Genomic DNA, 15,695 nt, shown 5'->3' with positions numbered 1-15,695 from the left:
TCAGGCCTTCTGCGCGACTTTTTCATCGATTTGGCGCGAGAGTATGGCGGAGAACTCATCCGCGAACCCTTCCATGCGCACCGCGATCTTGCTCGCGTCGGACGACAGCTTGTTGTAGGCGATGACGGCCGGGATGGCGGCGAGCAGGCCGATGGCCGTCGCCAGCAGCGCTTCGGCGATGCCGGGCGCGACCACCGACAGGCTGGTGTTCTTCGAAGCGGCGATCGCCTGGAACGAGGTCATGATGCCGATCACGGTGCCGAACAGGCCGATGAAGGGCGCCGCCGAGCCGGTGGTGGCGAGGAAGCCGAGCCGCCCTTCCAGCTTTTCCATCTCGCGGGTCAGCGCCAGATCCATAGCCTTGTCGATGCGGGTCTGCAGGCCGAGCGGCGATTTTGCGCCCTTCTCGAAGCTCTTCTTCCATTCGCGCATGGCGGCGACGAAGATCGCGCTCATGCCGGTCGTCTTGCGGTCGGCGAGCGTGCGGTAAAGCTCTTCCAGCGACTGCCCCGACCAGAACACCTGTTCGAAGCGGTTGAGCGCCAGCCGCATGCGGGCATAGGCGACGAGCTTGTCGACGATGATCGCCCAGGTCCAGATCGAGGCACCAAGCAGCCCGATCATGACCAGCTTGACCACCCAACCGGCCTGCATGAACAAGGCCCAAATCGATAAATGCGCGCCCGGTTCGGCGAGAGCGATGTTTTCCATGTTACGTCCTTAAAGATTTTCGGGGCGTGGCTGGCGGCTGGCCCATGGGCATCCCTTGTGGTCCGTTCGCGTTAAGCTTGCGGAATAACCCCAAATGCACCGTTGGCGGCCTTTTCGGGGCAAATATTGGTGAAAGGAAGGCGCTTGGATTCTTCCAATCTTAACCAATCCCTTCATGGACCGTTATGGTTAAGGATGGGTTAGGACGTACAGCGCGGCGCATTGCCGCGCCCCGACGACCAGCCCGGCGATCCTCGCCTCGACCGGGAGCTCCGGATCTTCCGCCTCTGAACTCTTATTTGCGCGTTCCGGGCATGAAGGCTGCCACCCAATCCTTGGGAAAGCGCCGCGGCCGGCCGTTCTCGCCGACGATCGCCGCTTCGACCCGCGCCTCGACCAGCACTTCGCTGCCGCGTTTCAACTGCTGCGCCATGACGATGCGGGCGCCGGAAATGTCTTCGGTGCGCGTATCGATGGTCAGGATGTCATCCATGCGGGCCGAACCGCGGAAATCGATCTCCATGCGCCGCACCACCCAGACTATTTTCTCGCCATGCTTGCCGTCGGCAAGCTCGGTGTGGTGGACGCCGGCCAGCCGCAGATAGTCGGACCGGCCGCGCTCGAAGAATTCGAGATAGCGCGCGTGGTAGACGACGCCGGAAAAATCGGTGTCGGCATAATAGACCCGCGCCATCAGTCGATGGCCGAATTCCGTCAGCGCGCCGGAAAGTCCGGCGGACAATGCCGATTCACCGTGATCGTCCATTGCGCTGTCCTTTTGGCCCGACAGGCCCTGTTTCAAGCAACACCTGTTTTGCGCATAGACCGGCGATGATCAAGACCTGGAGGGCTGGGCCGGGGACTGCCAGCACCGAAGCCATAAGCAGCGGAACCTAGGGTTCTTCCTGGAACAGGCTGATCTGCTGCTGCGCCAGGTCCTTTGGCGCGTCGAGGCCGAGATGCCGCCAGGCATTGGCCGCCAGCACGCGGCCGCGCGGGGTACGCATGATGAAGCCTTGCTGGATCAGAAAGGGTTCGATGATGTCCTCGATGGCATCGCGTGGCTCGGAAAGCCCGGCCGCGATGGTCTCGATGCCGACCGGCCCGCCGCCGAAATTCCGGGCGATCATCGACAGATAACGGCGGTCGAGCGCGTCGAGGCCGAGCCCGTCGACCTCCAGCCGCGTCAGCGCCTCGTCGGCGACCTTGCGGTCGACATGACCGTCGCCGGCAACGCTGGCGAAGTCGCGCACCCGGCGCAACAGCCGGCCGGCGATACGCGGCGTGCCGCGCGCCCGCCGGGCGATCTCCAAGGCACCGTCGTCGCCGAGCGGCATGGCAAGGATGCGGGCGCCACGCCGCACGATCTGCTCGAGTTCCTCGACCGAGTAGAAATTGAGCCGCACCGGAATGCCGAAGCGGTCGCGCAGCGGGTTGGTCAAAAGGCCGAGCCGGGTGGTGGCGGCGACAAGCGTGAAGCGGGCCAGGTCGATCTTGACCGAGCGCGCCGCCGGCCCCTCGCCGATGATCAGGTCGAGCTGGAAATCCTCCATCGCCGGATAGAGGATTTCCTCGACCGCCGGGTTGAGCCGGTGGATCTCGTCGATGAACAGCACGTCGCGGTCTTCGAGGTTGGTGAGCAGCGCCGCGAGATCACCGGCCTTGGCGATGACCGGACCCGAGGTCGAGCGGAAATTGACGCCGAGCTCGCGCGCCATGATCTGCGCCAGCGTCGTCTTGCCGAGGCCGGGCGGGCCGACGAACAGCACATGGTCGAGCGCTTCGCTGCGGCCCTTGGCGGCCTCGATGAACACTTTGAGATTGGCCCGCACCGCCGCCTGGCCGACGAAGTCGCCGAGCGTCTGCGGCCGCAAGGTCTGCTCGGCGTCCTCGCCGCGTCTGTCGGGAGCAATGAGGCGTGGCGAAAGGCTCATGCCGCCTTCCTTGCATATGGCAAGGGACGGGACAAGCAACGTCTCACCGTGCCAGCTCCTTCAGCCCGAAGCGGATCAGCTTCGAGGCGTCCGCCTCCTCGCCTGCCGTCTTCAGCGCCGCCGCCACCGCATTGGCGGCGGTGTCGCGCGAATAGCCGAGATTGACCAGCGCCGAGACGGCGTCGGTGATCGGCGCCGAGGCGACGCCCTCGCCGAGCTCCTGCTTCAGGCCGATGGTGCCGGAGGCAGTGCCCGCATAGGCAGGCGCCTTGTTCTTCAATTCGGTGACGATGCGCTCCGCCACCTTCTTGCCGACGCCCGGCGCACGGCTGACCATGGCGATATCGCGCAACGCAATCGCATTGGCGAGATCGGCCGGCGCCAGAGTCGACAGGATGGCCAGCGCCACCTTGGCGCCGACGCCTTGCACATTGTTCATCAACAGCCGGAACCATTCGCGCTCCAGCACCGACTGGAACCCATAGAGCCGCAGCATGTCCTCGCGCACATAGGTCTCGATGAACAGCACGACCGCCTCGCCCGGCCGCGGCAATGCCGCCAGCGTGCGCGCCGAGCAGTAGGCGACATAGCCGACGCCATGCACGTCGACGATGCAGAAATCCTCGTCGATCTCATCCAGCGTGCCTTTTAGCTTGCCGATCATTTGAGCGTGCCGATCATGCCGGGTGGGTTTCCGGAGAGATGATATCGAGGTCCGGGAAATAGCCGCGATAGCGCGCAGCATTGCGCGTCAGCAGGCGATGCCCAGCGACAACCGCATGGGCTCCAATAAAGAAATCCGGCAAGGTTCGTTCGCGAATGCCGCCGGCGCGGCGATAGCGCGAGTGCGTGACACCAGCGAGGAAGGCTGCTTCCCACGGCAGAAATTCGCGATCCATCTTGAGCATGTCGGCTGCTTGACGAAGAGCCTGTTCGGTCGCAATCAACGGCGCGAGCTCGGACCAGACGATTGCATTGATTACGAGTGCGCCGTCGCGCCGGCATGCGGTAATCGCGGATGCCGACCATTTCGTCTCCCGTCCGGCAGGACCCCAAACGTCGATCAAGACATTTGTGTCAATCAATGTCGAGATCTTCACGTGGGCCCCTCAGCCATTCCACATATTCATCCGCCGTCATGCCTCCCAGATCCAGCGTACCGGCCATACGATCGAGTATCTGGCTGAATCTGCGCGAGGCTTCCTCCTCCGACATGTTTTCGTCGACGGCTATGACACGAGCGCCGTCCTCGGTGGGGACGAACTCCACCTCCGAGCCCGGGCCGATACCGAGATGATCCCGTATTTCCTTCGGGATGGTCACTTGGCCCTTGGTGGTAACGCGCATGGTAATACCTCGTTGGTATTACCTATTGCCCACTGGAGAACAAGTCAAGAACATACTTATCCGGCCAGCGCCGCCATCCTGTAGGCGATGCTCTGCCGGTGATGCGCGTGACAGATGGCGATGGCCAGCGCATCGGCGGCGTCGTCGGTGTCGAAAGTCGCCTTCGGCATCAGCACCTTGACCATCATGTGGATCTGCTTCTTGTCGCCATGGCCGACGCCGATCACCGCCTTTTTGACGGCGTTTGGCGCATATTCGGCAACGACAAGGCCGGCACGCGCCGGCACCAGCATGGCGATGCCGCGTGCCTGGCCGAGTTTCAGCGTCGCCGCCGCGTCCTTGTTGACGAAAGTTTGCTCGACCGCCGCCTCGTGCGGCATCGCGGCATGCAGGATCTCGGCGAGCCCGTCATGCAATTGGCAAAGACGCACCGCCAGCGCGGCCTTGTCGTCGGACCGCACCGTGCCGGAAGCGACGAAGCGCAGCGAATTGCCGAGGCTTTCGACTATGCCCCAGCCGGTGCGCCTCAGCCCTGGATCGATGCCGATGATGCGAATCGCTTCCCCCATCCGTCAACTTTAACCCCGGCGAGCGGCGATGCCAGCGAAATGTGAACAAACCAGAAACAGCAACCGAGTCTGGTTTAGAGAATGTTTGAGAATTCGCTCTGGCGAGACAGATAGCGTGGTTTTCGAGACCGGAGCGGAGCGTACATAAGTACGCGAGCACCGGAAGCGCAGAAAGCTGCGCTAGTCTAGTCGTTTGAATAACTGTTGGCGCGAGCGACAGACGGTCCTCTGATCCTTTGGCGGATGTGACAGCCGTCTCGGTTTCAACCGCGCAATGCTGCCGCAACGACGCTCTCCAGTGGCGTTGTCGGTCGACCGATCAGCCGGCTCATGGCGCCGCCGTCATCGAACAACGCTCCGCGTGAGGCTGCAATGTCGGCATCGGCCAGGATAGCGGCGAGATCGGCGGGCAGCCCGGCGCCTGTCAACACACCCTCATAGGCCGCCCCGGCAAGATCGTTGTAGGCGATCGCCTTGCCCGATTGCCGCGAGACCTTCGCCGCAAGCTCGGCGAGCGTGAAGGCTTGGTCCGCGGCGAGCTCGTAAGTCCTCCCTGCTTGATCCTCGCTCGTCAGCACCACGGCCGCGGCCTCGGCATAATCCTGCCGCGCCGCGGACGAGAAGCGCCCCTCATTTGCGGCGCCGATGAAGGCGCCGTGCTCCAGAGCCGCCGGGAGCGCCATCAGATGGTTCTCGGTGTACCAGCCGTTGCGCAGGATGACGGCGGGTAGGCCGGAGGCCGCGATGACCTCCTCCGTCTGCCGATGTTCGACCGCGAGCCTCGCGGGAGACGTGTCCGCATGCAGCATGCTTGTGTAAGCGATCAGCGAAACCCCCACCCGTTGGGCGGCCTTGATCACTGACCGATGCTGCGGCAAGCGGCCGCTGACTTCGGTCGAGGAAATCAGCAGCAGTCTATCGATGCCGGCCAGCGCCATCGGGAGCGTGTCGGGACGATTATAGTCCGCCTCCCGCACGACTACGCCGCGTTGGACAAGATCGCGGGCCTTTGCCGGATCACGAACCGCCGCAACGATCCGGCTGGCCGGAACTGTCTTCAGCAGTGCGTCGATCACGAGACGGCCAAGCTGTCCTCGGAAACCACGTATCTTGTAGTTACCATCATTTTCCGGTAACCAACTGGAAACTCTCATGGAAGATGCGCCATGGTCCTCAGGATGCGAACGAAGGTGAAGGCGCTTCCCGGCTGCCCCATGTCGAGGTGCATGGCGCTGCTTGGCGGGTGCTGGACACCCGAGGTGCTCTGGTCCTTGAGCGACGGCCCGCGCCGGTTCTCCGAATTGCGCCGCGATATCCCAGCCATTTCGGCGAAGGTGCTGACCGCCAGGTTGCGCGATCTCGAGGAGCGTGGCGTCCTCGCACGCCACGTGATGCCGACATCGCCGCCGACCGTGGAGTATGAGCTGACGTCATTGGGGCAGGAGCTGCTCCCAGCGATCAGGTCTATCGTGGAGGTCGGATCGCGCCTGCTGCTGCGTGATTCTCCCCGCCTGATGATCGCGAGCCCGTCCCTTCGCGGTTAGTCTAGATGGCCGCCGGAGTAGAATTATGAAACGGTCTCTCAGCCGCGGGCGAAAGCCGTGTTGAGCAGCGTGATCTGGTCGGAGACCGGATTGAGGCGACGGCTCGACGGCGGCACCTCGGCAAGGCCGCCATAGATCTCCTCGTCCATCCGGCGCACCAACGCCTGCAGCCGCAGCGAACGGTTGACGAGGTCGATGAAATCCTTCGGCAGCTCGGCCCAGCCGGGCGCCTCGTCATGCGCCGAGGCAGTGTCGAGACGCACCTTGGATTTTTCTGAGGCCACTTGATCGCGGGTCATCTCGCCGGAATTCGCCGCCCGCTGCAAAAGCAGCCACGAGGCGACCTGCATCAGCCTGGTGGTCAGCCGCATCGATTCGGCCGCATAAAGCGTCGCCGCCAGCCTCGACAGCTTCTTGGCCTCGGCGCGGCCCTTGCCGTCGAGATATTCGGCCGCCTGCTCGACCAGGCCCATGCCTTCCTGATAGAGCGGCTTGAAGGATTGGGAGAAAACCCGGCGCTCCGCCAGCTTGATGGTTTTCGCGCTCGCCTTCGAAGGCTCGTTCATCGCTACGCCCCTGCACTTGCCTGACAGCCGGCCGATTCGGCTCTTGGCTGCCATATCCGGCAGCCTAAACGACTGAAGCTTGAAAATGCGCTTCGCTGCCAGCGAAGGCAAGCACATGTTTAACAAACGGTTAACGGCCGCATTTAGTCGGAAGGACGCCCATGCCGGCGGACAAAAAAAGAGCCGCGGATAAGGCGGCTCTCAGGAGTTTAACAGGGAGGCGTCAAACAAAGTGGCTCCAACCACTCGGTAAGAATCCAGATCACTGGATGGACATAGTAAACGCCTGTAAAGCTTAACGAAGCCTTAACGCGGGGCATATTTTTTGATCAAGCGCCCAGCATCTGTGCCGTAACAGCACAGCTGACTGGCCACGGCGCCGTTCACACCACCGGCTGGAAAGTCGGGGCGACGCGCTTGCGCCATGTTTCCTCCAGATCGTGACCGACATACCGAAACCGATCCACTCGCCGCGCGACATCGTTCCGAAACAGGCGCCGCGCTAAACGCCCGCTCCTCGCAACGAGGCGGAGCAAACCTTGCGCTCCGGCAAATCATCAAATCTCTCAAGGAGCGAATAATGGACTGGTACTCGGCCGTTAAATTTCTGCATGTCGTCTCGGCGATCCTCTGGGTCGGCGGCGGCTTCACGCTGATGCTGCTCGCGGTACGCGCCGACCGCGCCGGGAACGTCGAAGGCATGCTGCAGGCGATGCGCGCCACCGGCGAGCTCGGCAACCGGTTCTTCGCGCCGATGTCGATGCTGACATTGCTTTTCGGCCTCATCATGTGCGGCTTCTGGGTCGGCTTTTCCGATCTGTGGGTGCTGATCGGCCTTGCCGGTTATGCGACGACCTTCTGCATCGGCATGTTCATCTTCAAGCCGACTGCCGACCGCATGGCAGGCATGATCGCCAAGGAGGGTGTGACGCCGGCGGTGCTTGCCCAGGGCCAGCGCGTCCTCAGCGCCGCGCGCTTCGACTATTCGGTGATGCTGGTGATCATCGCGGACATGGTGCTGAAGCCGACGCTGCACGACATCACCATTCTGGGCTGCATGGCGCTCATACTGGCAACCGGCATTGCCCTGGCGCTTGGCAGGACGCGGCAGTTGCTGCCGAGTGCCGCCTGAGGTGTAAGGATATCCGGCGGCGGCCGAATGGGGCCGCCGTCTTACAGGAGGCCGGCGATGCCGTCCCACAGAAGCTTGACCGCGACGACCGCTACGGTCGCATAGGTGAAGGGATAGAACAGCTCCGGCCGCATCCGCCGCACCAGCCAGGCGCCGGCGATGGTCGACAGCGGCGCCAGCGGCATCAGCACCGCCGATGCGGTCAAATTGGTGGTGTCGAACTGGCCGAGCGCGAAATAAGGGATGAGCTTCAGCGCATTGGTGACGGCGAAAAAGATCGCCGCGGTGCCCGACAGCACCTTCGGATCGAGCCTGATCGGCAGCGCATAGACCTGAAAAGGCGGGCCGCCGACATGGGCGACGAAGCTGGTGAACCCGGCAACGGTACCCCAGAAGCCGGCGGCGACGCGGTTGGGCTCCGCTGCGTGGCCGGCACCGTGGCGGAGTTGCAAATAGAGCCAGCGCAGCACGAAGATCAGGGCAACCGCGCCGACGATCAGCCGCACCATCTCTTCGGTTACAAGTGCCGCCGTCAGCCAGCCAAGGGCAATGCCGATCACGGCGCCCGGCATCATGTCGGCCAGCATCTTGCGGTCGAAGATGCCCCACCACGTCCATACCGAGACAATGTCCATCAGGCACAGAATTGGCAGAAGAATTGCGGCAGCCTGAACCGGCGGCATGGTCAGCGCCATCAACGGCACGCCGACAAAGCCGACGGCGCCGCCGAAGCCGCCTTTCGACAGGCCGACGAGGATGACGGCCGGAATGGCCGCGGCATAGAACCAGGGATCGACGAGCAGGCCTGACATGGGGAAGGGACGCTGGAGGGAAAGTTGAACTCTGGAATAGACCAGAAATGGCCAGACCGCGACCGCAAATATGTGGGCCACGCCACCGAAACCCGTCACATGTTTGGCATGTCGAGCGGCGGCGGGCGTCTCCGGATCGGCTGCGCCTTGATGATGGCGGTGCTGGTTTCGGCCTTGTCGGCGATGCGGTCGAGAATCCCGTCGAGCTCGCCGATCGAGCGGACGAACAGCCGGGCAACGAAGCAGTCATCGCCCGTCACCTTGTCGCATTCGCCGAATTCCGGGATTTCCTCGATCAGCTTCTGGACGATGTGCAGCTTGCCCGGCAATGGCCGGATGCGAACGATCGCCTGCAAGGCGTAGCCGAGCGCCTGCGGATCGATGTCAATGGTGAACGCGCGGATGACGCCGCGATCCTCAAGCCGCCGAAGCCGCTCCGAAACGCTTGGCGACGACAACCCGACCTGCAGCGCCAGTTCCTTCAGCGAGGTCCGTGAATCCTTGACCAGGATATCGAGGAGCTTTCTGTCGAGTTCGTCCAGCATTTTACAATTCCAAGAAAAAGCCGATGTCTACCTAATTAAATGAGGTTCGTCCTGCATATCACCAGCTGCAAGTCATGGAAATACCCGATCCGCCGTGGGATTATAAAATCTCAACGGGTTTCAGGAGCATCCATGGACAACACGGTACGCGGCACGATCGAAATGACGGCGGCGATGGCGATCCTCGGCACGATCGGCTGGTTCGTCGTGCTTTCCGGCCAGCCCATCATGGACGTGGTGTTCTGGCGCTGTGCTTTCGGGGCGGTAACGCTGCTGATCATCTGCGCGGCGCTGGGACTGCTGCGTGGCAGGCTGTCGCTTCGCATCGTCGCGATCGCGGCTCTCGGCGGTGCTGCCATCGTTATCAACTGGCTGTTGCTGTTCAGCGCGTTTTCCCGCGCGTCGATCTCGATCGCCACGGCCGTTTACAACACACAGCCCTTCATGCTGGTAGGTTTTGGCGCGCTCTTCTTCTCCGAACGGCTGACGGTGACCAAGCTGACCTGGCTCGGCATCGCCTTTGCCGGCATGCTGCTGATCGTGCAGGCCGCGCCCGATGCAGGCGATCATGGTACGGATTACTTTACCGGCATTGCGATGGCGCTGGCCGCGGCTTTCTTCTGGGCCGTTGCGGCTATCGTCACCAAGAAGCTCAAAGGCACGCCGCCGCACCTGATCGCCCTGATCCAGGTCTGCGTCGGCGTTCTCATGCTGGCACCCTTCGCCAATCTCACCCACCTTCCCGCCGATGCGCGAAGCTGGGTCATGCTGGCGACGCTCGGCATCGTCCATACCGGCCTGATGTACATCCTCATGTACGGCGCCATCCAGAAGCTGCCGACGCATCTGCAGGGATCGCTGTCCTTCATCTATCCCGTCGTCGCCATCCTCGTCGATGTCGTCGCCTTCGGCCATCGGCTGCATCCGGCGCAGATCGTCGGCGCCGCCGCCATCCTGGTCGCCGCGGCCGGCATGAATCTCGGCTGGTCGCTGTGGAAATCGAAGGTGCCTGCGTAGGGCCGCAGGCGACCAGGCGAGGAGAATTTCGGCCAACGGCAGTCATGCGCCGAGCCCTATGGAATCGTTGACGGCAATCGTGATCCCCCTGCCGCCTGTTCAATCCCCGCACTTTGCTCTATGCCGCAATGCAACCATCTTCGCCCGGCATAGGCGATAACCGGGATCGAACACCAATGAATGACGCAACGCCGCCCAACCGCTGCCGTATCGTGCTGATCGCGCCGCCGAACGTGCCGGCCGAGCGCATCGCCGCGGCCTTCGAGGGCGGTGACGTCGCCTCGCTTATCCTGCCGGAAAACGGTATGGACGAGGCCTCTTTCCAAGCCTTTGCCGAACAGATCGTGCCGGTGGCGCAAGCGGCCGGCATTGCGGTCATCATTGCCGGCGACACCCGCATCGCCGGCCGCGTCCAGGCCGACGGCATTCATGTCGAGGTCGGCAAGGACGAGCTCGCCGAAACGATCGAACACTTCCAGGCCAGGATGATGGTCGGCACCGGCGGCGCCAAGACCCGCGACGATGCGCTGGAACTCGGCGAGGTCAGGCCTGATTACATTTTCTTCGGCCGTTTCGGTTACGACAACAAGCCTGAGCCGCACCCCCGCAACCTGTCGCTCGGGCAATGGTGGGCGGACGTCATCCAGATCCCCTGCATCGTCATGGCCGGATCGGATCTTGCCTCGGTGGAAGCGGTCGCCGCCACCGGCGCTGAATTCGTGGCACTGTCCAGCGCCGTTTTCGCCGACGGCGTCGATCCGAAGATGGCGGTCGCCGCCGCCAACGCGCTGCTCGACGAAACCGCGCCGCGCTTCGAGGACTGACGTGCTCTCGCGGAAAATCCTTTTCAGCGCCTTTCTTGCAACGGCCGTGACGCAGGCGATAGCGGCGGAACCCGTTCCGCTGCCGCAGCCCAGGCCGGATTCCAGCGAACCTGCCGACAAGCCGATCGCCGCACAATTGCCGCAGCCCGCCACCACCACCCCGTTGCCGTCGGCCGACACCATCAACCCCGACCGCTTCGGCGCAAAGCCGTCCGATGCTGCCTACGGCGCCTTTCAGCGCGGGCTCTACAAGACGGCCTACAACCTTGCGCTTTCGCGCGCTCAAAACGGCGATCCGGCGGCACAGACGCTGGTGGCCGAGATATTGTCGCGCGGCCTCGGCGTGCCGGTCGACGCGGCAGGGGCGGCGAAGTGGTATGCGCTTGCCGCCGAGCAGGGCGTCCCGGAATCGCAATTCCAGTATGCACTGATGCTGCTCGACGGCCGCTACGTCAAAAAGGACGAGAAGGAGGCCTATGCGCTGATGCAGGCCGCCGCCGAGGCCGGCAACCGCCTGGCGCAGTTCAATTTTGCGCAGCTGATGGTCGAACAGGAGCCCGGCGATGCCGGTATTGCCAAAGCCGTATCCTATTACGAGCGCGCTGCCGCGACCGGGCTTGCCGACGCACAATATGCGATGGCACAGGTCTACGCCAATGGCGCCGGCGGCAAGCCGCGCGACGATGTCCGCGCCCGCAGCCTGCTGGCACAGGCCGCGCGGCAGAACTACGACACGGCACAGATCGATCTCGCAACCTGGATGATCGAGGGGCGCGGCGGCGCCCGCGACCTGAAATCCGGCTTCAACTGGATGAAGCAGGCCGCCGAGGGCGGCAATGTCGCCGCCCAGAACCGTCTCGCCAAGCTCTACATGAACGGCATCGGCACCGACCCGGATCTGATCCTCGCTGGCGCCTGGTATGTTGTCGCCCGCCGCGCCGGGCTCATCGACCAAGAGATGGACGATTTCCTGCAGGGCCTGACCGACGACCAGACGCAGCAGGCGCTGCAACGGGCCAACCGCCTGCCCTGACCGCGGTCTCGAGACTCATCGCACCGGGCTCGTCAGGCGGGCTCATTGGGTATGATCGAGCACGACCTTGCCGAAGGGCGAGCCGTGTTCAAGGTACCGAAAGGCTTCGGCGGCCCGGCTCCATGGCACGACCCGGTCGATCACCGGTCTCAACCGGTTGACGACAATGGCTCGGTTCATCGCCTCGAAGGATTCGCGTGAGCCCACCGGTATGCCTCGCGCCCGGACCTGCCGGCGGAAGATGTCGAGCGGGTTGATGGCGCCGTCACTGCCGCCGAGATAGCCGATGACGTTGATCTGGGCGCCGCGCGCCGTTGCCCTCAGCGATTGTGCAAAACTCTGCGGTCCGCCAACCTCGATGATATGGTCGGCGCCGCGGCCATCCGTCAATCCCAGCACGGCCGATGCCCAATCGGGGACGCTGCGATAGTTCACGCCATCCTGCGCGCCAAGTTGCTTTGCCCGCGCAAGCTTCTCATCGCTGCTCGACGTCACGATGACGCGCGCCCCGGCAGCGGCGGCGAACTGCACCGCAAACAGCGAAACGCCGCCGGTGCCGAGGCAAAACACGGTGTCGCCGGGTTTGACGCTGCCTTCCGTAAACAGCGCGTGCCATGCCGTCACGCCGGCGCATGGCAGCGTCGCCGCCTCGAGGTCGCTCAGATTGGCCGGCGCCAGCACCGCCGCCTGTTCGTCGAGCCGGGCAAATTCGCTGAGCAGCCCGTCGATCGGGCCGCCACGTTGATAGGAGGGCTCGGCCATCGCGAAACTGCCGCCGACCCAGCGTTGCCAGAACGTGCCGCAGACCCGGTCGCCGATCTTGAACCGGCTGACCTCGGCGCCGATGGCAACGACTTCGCCGACGCCGTCCGACAGCGGCACCAGCGGCAATGCAAACTTCGTGTGATAGCTGCCGCGGACGATCTCGGCATCGCGGTAGTTCAGCGCCGTCGCCTTGACCTTCACAATCATCTCCTGGCGCCCCGGTTCAGGCATCGGCCGCTCGACCATTCTGAGGCTCTTGAGGCCGCCCGGGCTCTGCAATTCGATCGCTTTCATCGTCGTTCCTTTTCAGCTGGGTCCTGCCAGAGGAAAATCGCTTGCCATCCACCGGATTTCAAATTCATAATGTTCAGCATAATTATGCTTCTATGACATGTTCGGGTGTGTCGTGCTTGAAGAACTGAAAACACTGGCCCTCTTTGCCGAGGAGGGTTCGATTCAGAAGGTGGCGCAACGCCTGCCGTTGACGCAGCCGGCCGTCACCCGCCAGATCCAGCGGCTGGAGGAGATGCTCGGCACGGAATTGCTCGACCGCCGGCTAAAGCCGTCGCGACTGACCCCGGCCGGCGTAGAAGTGCTGGCACGCGGCAAGGACATTCTCGCCGCCGTCGACGCGCTGAGATCATTCGCCAAGGGCGACGAGCCGGAGGGCCTGCTGCGGCTCGGCCTCGCGCATGGACTTTGCGACAAAGCCGTGGCCGCTGCCATCGGTGATGCCGTGGCGCGGTTTCCGAAGGTCTCGCTGCGTCTGAAGAGCGGCTGGAGCCTTGAGCTGGCCGACCAGCACAAGCGCGGACAGCTTGACCTCGCCGTCATCCTGGACGGCAGCAATTCCAAAGCTGGCGACGGCGTTGTCGGAACCGAGGCCCTCGGCGTCATCGCTGCCGAAAGCACTGTCCGGCAAGCCGACGTCAAGACCATGCCCTGGATCCTCAGCCCTGAGCCTTGCGACGCGCGCCGGCGGCTGGCGGCTGCCCTGGCCGAGGGCGGCCACAGGTTGATGGTCGGCGCCGAGATTCAGGACAGCGCGCTGCAGATCGACTGGGTTCGTCGAGGCCAAGGCCTTGGCCTGCTGCCCAGGCGGCTGCTGCGGGAAAAGCTGCCGCAGGGCATTGCCCTGGTCGACGCTCCCGGCCTCGAGCTGTCGCTGCGAATTGTCGTCCTGCGTTCGCCGCACCTGCATCTTTTGAGAGAGGTCGCCGACGCAGTGACCGAGGCCGTCACCGCGACTGTCAGGACGGACTGAGGCCGCCACGCCGCGCTGCCGGGCCAGCTTCGTTCCCGCTTCATCGGAAGGCGCTCCTTGCCTCTGCTGGCGATTTGTGGTCTTGGAGGCGCCAAATTGCCCTTTGCGGCGATCATCTCATTTCCGGATCACCTCACCATGGCCAAGATCAATGGCAACGAAATCCGTCCCGGCAACGTCATCGAGCATGATGGCGGCCTTTGGGTGGCGGTCAGGACCAACACCGTCAAACCCGGCAAGGGCGGCGCCTACAACCAGGTCGAACTCAAGAACCTGATCAACGGCACCAAGCTCAACGAGCGCTTCCGTTCGGCCGAGACGGTCGAGCAGATCCGGCTCGATCTGAAGGATTTTTCCTTCCTCTACGAGCAGGGCGACGCGCTGGTGTTCATGGACACCGAAAGCTACGAGCAGCTCGAATTGCAAAAGGAGTTCGTCGGCGATCGCGCCGCCTTCCTGCAGGACGGCATGATGGTGACGGTCCAGCTCTATGACGAAAGGCCGATCGGCATTTCGCTGCCCGACCAGGTGACGCTGACCATCACCGAGGCCGACCCGGTGGTGAGGGGCCAGACGGCAGCCTCGTCCTACAAGCCGGCGATACTCGAAAACGGCATCCGCGTGCTGGTGCCGCCGTTCATCGGCTCGGGCGAGCGCATCATCGTCGATACCAACGAAATCACTTACGTGCGCCGCGCCGACTAAGGCGTGATCCCAAAGAGTTGCAGACTTTTTGGATAAGATCATGCGTCAAGGCAAATAGGCGCAGCGACAGGAAGAACAGCAATGGCGCGTTCCGCGATCCTCAATGTCATGGTCCAGGCCGCAATGAAGGCCGGCCGCTCGCTGTCGCGTGATTTCGGCGAAGTGCAGAACCTGCAGGTCTCGATGAAGGGGCCGGGCGACTATGTCAGCCAGGCCGACCGCAAGGCCGAAGACATCGTCTTTGCCGAACTCTCCAAGGCGCGGCCCGGCTACGCCTTCCTGATGGAGGAACGCGGCGTGATCGAGGGCGACGACGGCCAGCACCGCTGGATCGTCGACCCGCTCGACGGCACCACCAATTTCCTGCACGGCATTCCGCTCTTTGCCGTTTCGATCGCGCTGGAGCGCCAGGGCCAGATCGTCGCCGGCGTCGTCTACAATCCGGCGATGGATGAGCTCTATACCGCCGAGCGCGGCGGCGGCGCTTTCATGAACGACCGCCGGCTGCGCGTCGCCGGCCGCACCAAGCTGGTCGATGCGGTGATCGGCTGCGGCATGCCGCATCTCGGGCGTGGCCAGCACGGCAATTTCCTCATCGAGTTGCGCAATGTCATGGCCGAGGTCTCTGGCGTCCGCCGTCTCGGCTCCGCCTCGCTCGATCTCGCCTACGTCGCCGCTGGCCGCATGGACGGGTTCTGGGAAACCGGCCTGTCGGCCTGGGATGTCGCCGCCGGCATTTTGCTGATCCGCGAGGCAGGCGGTTTCGTCTCCGATTTCGCCGGGGGACAGGATGTGCTGAACGCCGGTTCACTGGTCGCCGGCAACGAACTCATCCAGCGCGCGCTGTTGAAGACTATCAAAAGGCCACTCTCAGCCGGCTGATAGAGGCACACCGCGCTGAACCGCCGCAGTCGCAAAACCGCAACC

20 protein-coding genes are annotated in these 15,695 nt (G+C 63.6%); 8 read left to right on the top strand and 12 right to left on the bottom strand.

Annotation, left to right across the window (positions count from 1 at the left end; genetic code table 11):
• The 8 genes from tolQ to NKH30_RS07730 all read right to left on the bottom strand — a co-directional run bounded on the left by tolQ (position 1) and on the right by NKH30_RS07730 (position 5,715).
• Positions 1 to 711: a protein TolQ gene (gene tolQ / locus NKH30_RS07765; protein ID WP_023677997.1), complete on the bottom strand. Its 711-nt coding sequence runs from the start codon at positions 709 to 711 to the stop codon at positions 1 to 3.
• Between the two features lie 295 nt (positions 712 to 1,006).
• Positions 1,007 to 1,477 carry a tol-pal system-associated acyl-CoA thioesterase gene (gene ybgC, locus NKH30_RS07760; RefSeq protein ID WP_352471199.1) on the bottom strand — a complete coding sequence of 157 codons (471 nt, stop codon included), beginning with the start codon at positions 1,475 to 1,477 and terminating at the stop codon, positions 1,007 to 1,009.
• Positions 1,478 to 1,604: 127 nt separating this feature from the next.
• The gene (gene ruvB / locus NKH30_RS07755) at positions 1,605 to 2,645 is read right to left on the bottom strand and encodes a Holliday junction branch migration DNA helicase RuvB (RefSeq protein ID WP_023677999.1); all 1,041 of its coding nucleotides are present in this window, start codon (positions 2,643 to 2,645) and stop codon (positions 1,605 to 1,607) included.
• Between the two features lie 43 nt (positions 2,646 to 2,688).
• Complete coding sequence (ruvA, locus tag NKH30_RS07750) at positions 2,689 to 3,309, bottom strand: Holliday junction branch migration protein RuvA (protein ID WP_023678001.1); 621 nt, start codon at positions 3,307 to 3,309, stop codon at positions 2,689 to 2,691.
• Between the two features lie 13 nt (positions 3,310 to 3,322).
• Complete coding sequence (locus tag NKH30_RS07745) at positions 3,323 to 3,745, bottom strand: type II toxin-antitoxin system VapC family toxin (protein ID WP_023678002.1); 423 nt, start codon at positions 3,743 to 3,745, stop codon at positions 3,323 to 3,325.
• Positions 3,723 to 3,992 carry an AbrB/MazE/SpoVT family DNA-binding domain-containing protein gene (locus NKH30_RS07740; protein WP_352450829.1) on the bottom strand — a complete coding sequence of 90 codons (270 nt, stop codon included), beginning with the start codon at positions 3,990 to 3,992 and terminating at the stop codon, positions 3,723 to 3,725. Before NKH30_RS07740 ends, NKH30_RS07745 begins: the two co-directional genes overlap by 23 nt.
• Before the next feature lie 56 nt (positions 3,993 to 4,048).
• A complete protein-coding gene (gene ruvC, locus NKH30_RS07735) occupies positions 4,049 to 4,561 on the bottom strand; it encodes a crossover junction endodeoxyribonuclease RuvC (RefSeq protein ID WP_352450830.1) in 513 nt (170 codons plus the stop codon).
• 263 nt (positions 4,562 to 4,824) lie between these two features.
• Positions 4,825 to 5,715 carry an SDR family oxidoreductase gene (locus NKH30_RS07730; protein ID WP_352994788.1) on the bottom strand — a complete coding sequence of 297 codons (891 nt, stop codon included), beginning with the start codon at positions 5,713 to 5,715 and terminating at the stop codon, positions 4,825 to 4,827.
• A gap of 72 nt (positions 5,716 to 5,787) precedes the next feature.
• On the opposite strand from NKH30_RS07730, the gene NKH30_RS07725 reads away from it, so the two are divergent.
• A complete protein-coding gene (locus NKH30_RS07725) occupies positions 5,788 to 6,105 on the top strand; it encodes a winged helix-turn-helix transcriptional regulator (RefSeq protein ID WP_352450832.1) in 318 nt (105 codons plus the stop codon).
• A gap of 38 nt (positions 6,106 to 6,143) precedes the next feature.
• On the opposite strand, the gene rcdA is transcribed toward NKH30_RS07725, so the two are convergent.
• On the bottom strand, positions 6,144 to 6,671 hold the full coding sequence (rcdA, locus tag NKH30_RS07720) for a protease adaptor protein RcdA (protein ID WP_352450833.1): 528 nt from the start codon (positions 6,669 to 6,671) through the stop codon (positions 6,144 to 6,146).
• Positions 6,672 to 7,251: 580 nt separating this feature from the next.
• On the opposite strand from rcdA, the gene NKH30_RS07715 reads away from it, so the two are divergent.
• Positions 7,252 to 7,803: a DUF2269 family protein gene (locus NKH30_RS07715; protein ID WP_352768354.1), complete on the top strand. Its 552-nt coding sequence runs from the start codon at positions 7,252 to 7,254 to the stop codon at positions 7,801 to 7,803.
• A 41-nt stretch (positions 7,804 to 7,844) separates the two neighbouring features.
• On the opposite strand, the gene NKH30_RS07710 is transcribed toward NKH30_RS07715, so the two are convergent.
• Complete coding sequence (locus NKH30_RS07710; RefSeq protein ID WP_352450835.1) at positions 7,845 to 8,615, bottom strand: sulfite exporter TauE/SafE family protein; 771 nt, start codon at positions 8,613 to 8,615, stop codon at positions 7,845 to 7,847.
• Between the two features lie 95 nt (positions 8,616 to 8,710).
• On the bottom strand, positions 8,711 to 9,160 hold the full coding sequence (locus tag NKH30_RS07705) for an Lrp/AsnC family transcriptional regulator (RefSeq protein ID WP_023678010.1): 450 nt from the start codon (positions 9,158 to 9,160) through the stop codon (positions 8,711 to 8,713).
• A 132-nt stretch (positions 9,161 to 9,292) separates the two neighbouring features.
• Between NKH30_RS07705 and NKH30_RS07700 the strand changes: the two genes are divergently transcribed.
• The 3 genes from NKH30_RS07700 (at position 9,293) to NKH30_RS07690 (ending at position 12,034) form a co-directional block, all read left to right on the top strand.
• On the top strand, positions 9,293 to 10,177 hold the full coding sequence (locus tag NKH30_RS07700) for a DMT family transporter (RefSeq protein WP_352540309.1): 885 nt from the start codon (positions 9,293 to 9,295) through the stop codon (positions 10,175 to 10,177).
• A gap of 176 nt (positions 10,178 to 10,353) precedes the next feature.
• Entirely contained in the window at positions 10,354 to 11,001 is a 648-nt protein-coding gene (locus NKH30_RS07695; RefSeq protein ID WP_352471207.1) for a thiamine phosphate synthase, read from the top strand.
• 1 nt (position 11,002) lies between these two features.
• Positions 11,003 to 12,034 (top strand): tetratricopeptide repeat protein, encoded by a 1,032-nt coding sequence (locus NKH30_RS07690; RefSeq protein ID WP_352683356.1) that lies wholly within the window; start codon positions 11,003 to 11,005, stop codon positions 12,032 to 12,034.
• A 42-nt stretch (positions 12,035 to 12,076) separates the two neighbouring features.
• Here the strand turns inward: NKH30_RS07690 and NKH30_RS07685 are convergent, their stop codons facing one another.
• On the bottom strand, positions 12,077 to 13,093 hold the full coding sequence (locus NKH30_RS07685) for a zinc-dependent alcohol dehydrogenase family protein (protein ID WP_352994785.1): 1,017 nt from the start codon (positions 13,091 to 13,093) through the stop codon (positions 12,077 to 12,079).
• Positions 13,094 to 13,205: 112 nt separating this feature from the next.
• On the opposite strand from NKH30_RS07685, the gene NKH30_RS07680 reads away from it, so the two are divergent.
• From NKH30_RS07680 to NKH30_RS07670, 3 genes are all read left to right on the top strand, one after another.
• Positions 13,206 to 14,063, top strand: a complete 858-nt coding sequence (locus NKH30_RS07680) for a LysR family transcriptional regulator (protein WP_352768362.1) — start codon at positions 13,206 to 13,208, stop codon at positions 14,061 to 14,063.
• A gap of 138 nt (positions 14,064 to 14,201) precedes the next feature.
• Complete coding sequence (efp, locus tag NKH30_RS07675) at positions 14,202 to 14,768, top strand: elongation factor P (RefSeq protein WP_023678016.1); 567 nt, start codon at positions 14,202 to 14,204, stop codon at positions 14,766 to 14,768.
• Between the two features lie 81 nt (positions 14,769 to 14,849).
• A complete protein-coding gene (locus tag NKH30_RS07670; RefSeq protein WP_023678017.1) occupies positions 14,850 to 15,650 on the top strand; it encodes an inositol monophosphatase family protein in 801 nt (266 codons plus the stop codon).
• The last annotated feature ends 45 nt before the right edge of the window (positions 15,651 to 15,695 follow it).

The organism is Mesorhizobium sp. M1273 (genome assembly GCF_040318195.1).
Classification (GTDB): domain Bacteria; phylum Pseudomonadota; class Alphaproteobacteria; order Rhizobiales; family Rhizobiaceae; genus Mesorhizobium.
The sequence above is the reverse complement of the archived record's forward strand: the minus strand, read 5'-3'. Positions and strand labels throughout refer to the sequence as shown.

What these genes read in the sequence shown, in the direction of transcription:
- NKH30_RS07725 (WP_352450832.1), top strand. Translation starts at nt 5,788, where the DNA reads ATGGCGCTGCTTGGCGGGTGCTGGACACCCGAGGTGCTCTGGTCCTTG.
- NKH30_RS07740 (WP_352450829.1), bottom strand. Translation starts at nt 3,992, where the DNA reads ATGCGCGTTACCACCAAGGGCCAAGTGACCATCCCGAAGGAAATACGG.
- NKH30_RS07715 (WP_352768354.1), top strand. Translation starts at nt 7,252, where the DNA reads ATGGACTGGTACTCGGCCGTTAAATTTCTGCATGTCGTCTCGGCGATC.
- NKH30_RS07710 (WP_352450835.1), bottom strand. Translation starts at nt 8,615, where the DNA reads ATGTCAGGCCTGCTCGTCGATCCCTGGTTCTATGCCGCGGCCATTCCG.
- ruvB (WP_023677999.1), bottom strand. Translation starts at nt 2,645, where the DNA reads ATGAGCCTTTCGCCACGCCTCATTGCTCCCGACAGACGCGGCGAGGAC.
- NKH30_RS07685 (WP_352994785.1), bottom strand. Translation starts at nt 13,093, where the DNA reads ATGAAAGCGATCGAATTGCAGAGCCCGGGCGGCCTCAAGAGCCTCAGA.
- tolQ (WP_023677997.1), bottom strand. Translation starts at nt 711, where the DNA reads ATGGAAAACATCGCTCTCGCCGAACCGGGCGCGCATTTATCGATTTGG.
- ybgC (WP_352471199.1), bottom strand. Translation starts at nt 1,477, where the DNA reads ATGGACGATCACGGTGAATCGGCATTGTCCGCCGGACTTTCCGGCGCG.
- efp (WP_023678016.1), top strand. Translation starts at nt 14,202, where the DNA reads ATGGCCAAGATCAATGGCAACGAAATCCGTCCCGGCAACGTCATCGAG.
- rcdA (WP_352450833.1), bottom strand. Translation starts at nt 6,671, where the DNA reads ATGAACGAGCCTTCGAAGGCGAGCGCGAAAACCATCAAGCTGGCGGAG.
- NKH30_RS07695 (WP_352471207.1), top strand. Translation starts at nt 10,354, where the DNA reads ATGAATGACGCAACGCCGCCCAACCGCTGCCGTATCGTGCTGATCGCG.
- NKH30_RS07705 (WP_023678010.1), bottom strand. Translation starts at nt 9,160, where the DNA reads ATGCTGGACGAACTCGACAGAAAGCTCCTCGATATCCTGGTCAAGGAT.
- ruvC (WP_352450830.1), bottom strand. Translation starts at nt 4,561, where the DNA reads ATGGGGGAAGCGATTCGCATCATCGGCATCGATCCAGGGCTGAGGCGC.
- ruvA (WP_023678001.1), bottom strand. Translation starts at nt 3,309, where the DNA reads ATGATCGGCAAGCTAAAAGGCACGCTGGATGAGATCGACGAGGATTTC.
- NKH30_RS07670 (WP_023678017.1), top strand. Translation starts at nt 14,850, where the DNA reads ATGGCGCGTTCCGCGATCCTCAATGTCATGGTCCAGGCCGCAATGAAG.
- NKH30_RS07730 (WP_352994788.1), bottom strand. Translation starts at nt 5,715, where the DNA reads ATGAGAGTTTCCAGTTGGTTACCGGAAAATGATGGTAACTACAAGATA.
- NKH30_RS07700 (WP_352540309.1), top strand. Translation starts at nt 9,293, where the DNA reads ATGGACAACACGGTACGCGGCACGATCGAAATGACGGCGGCGATGGCG.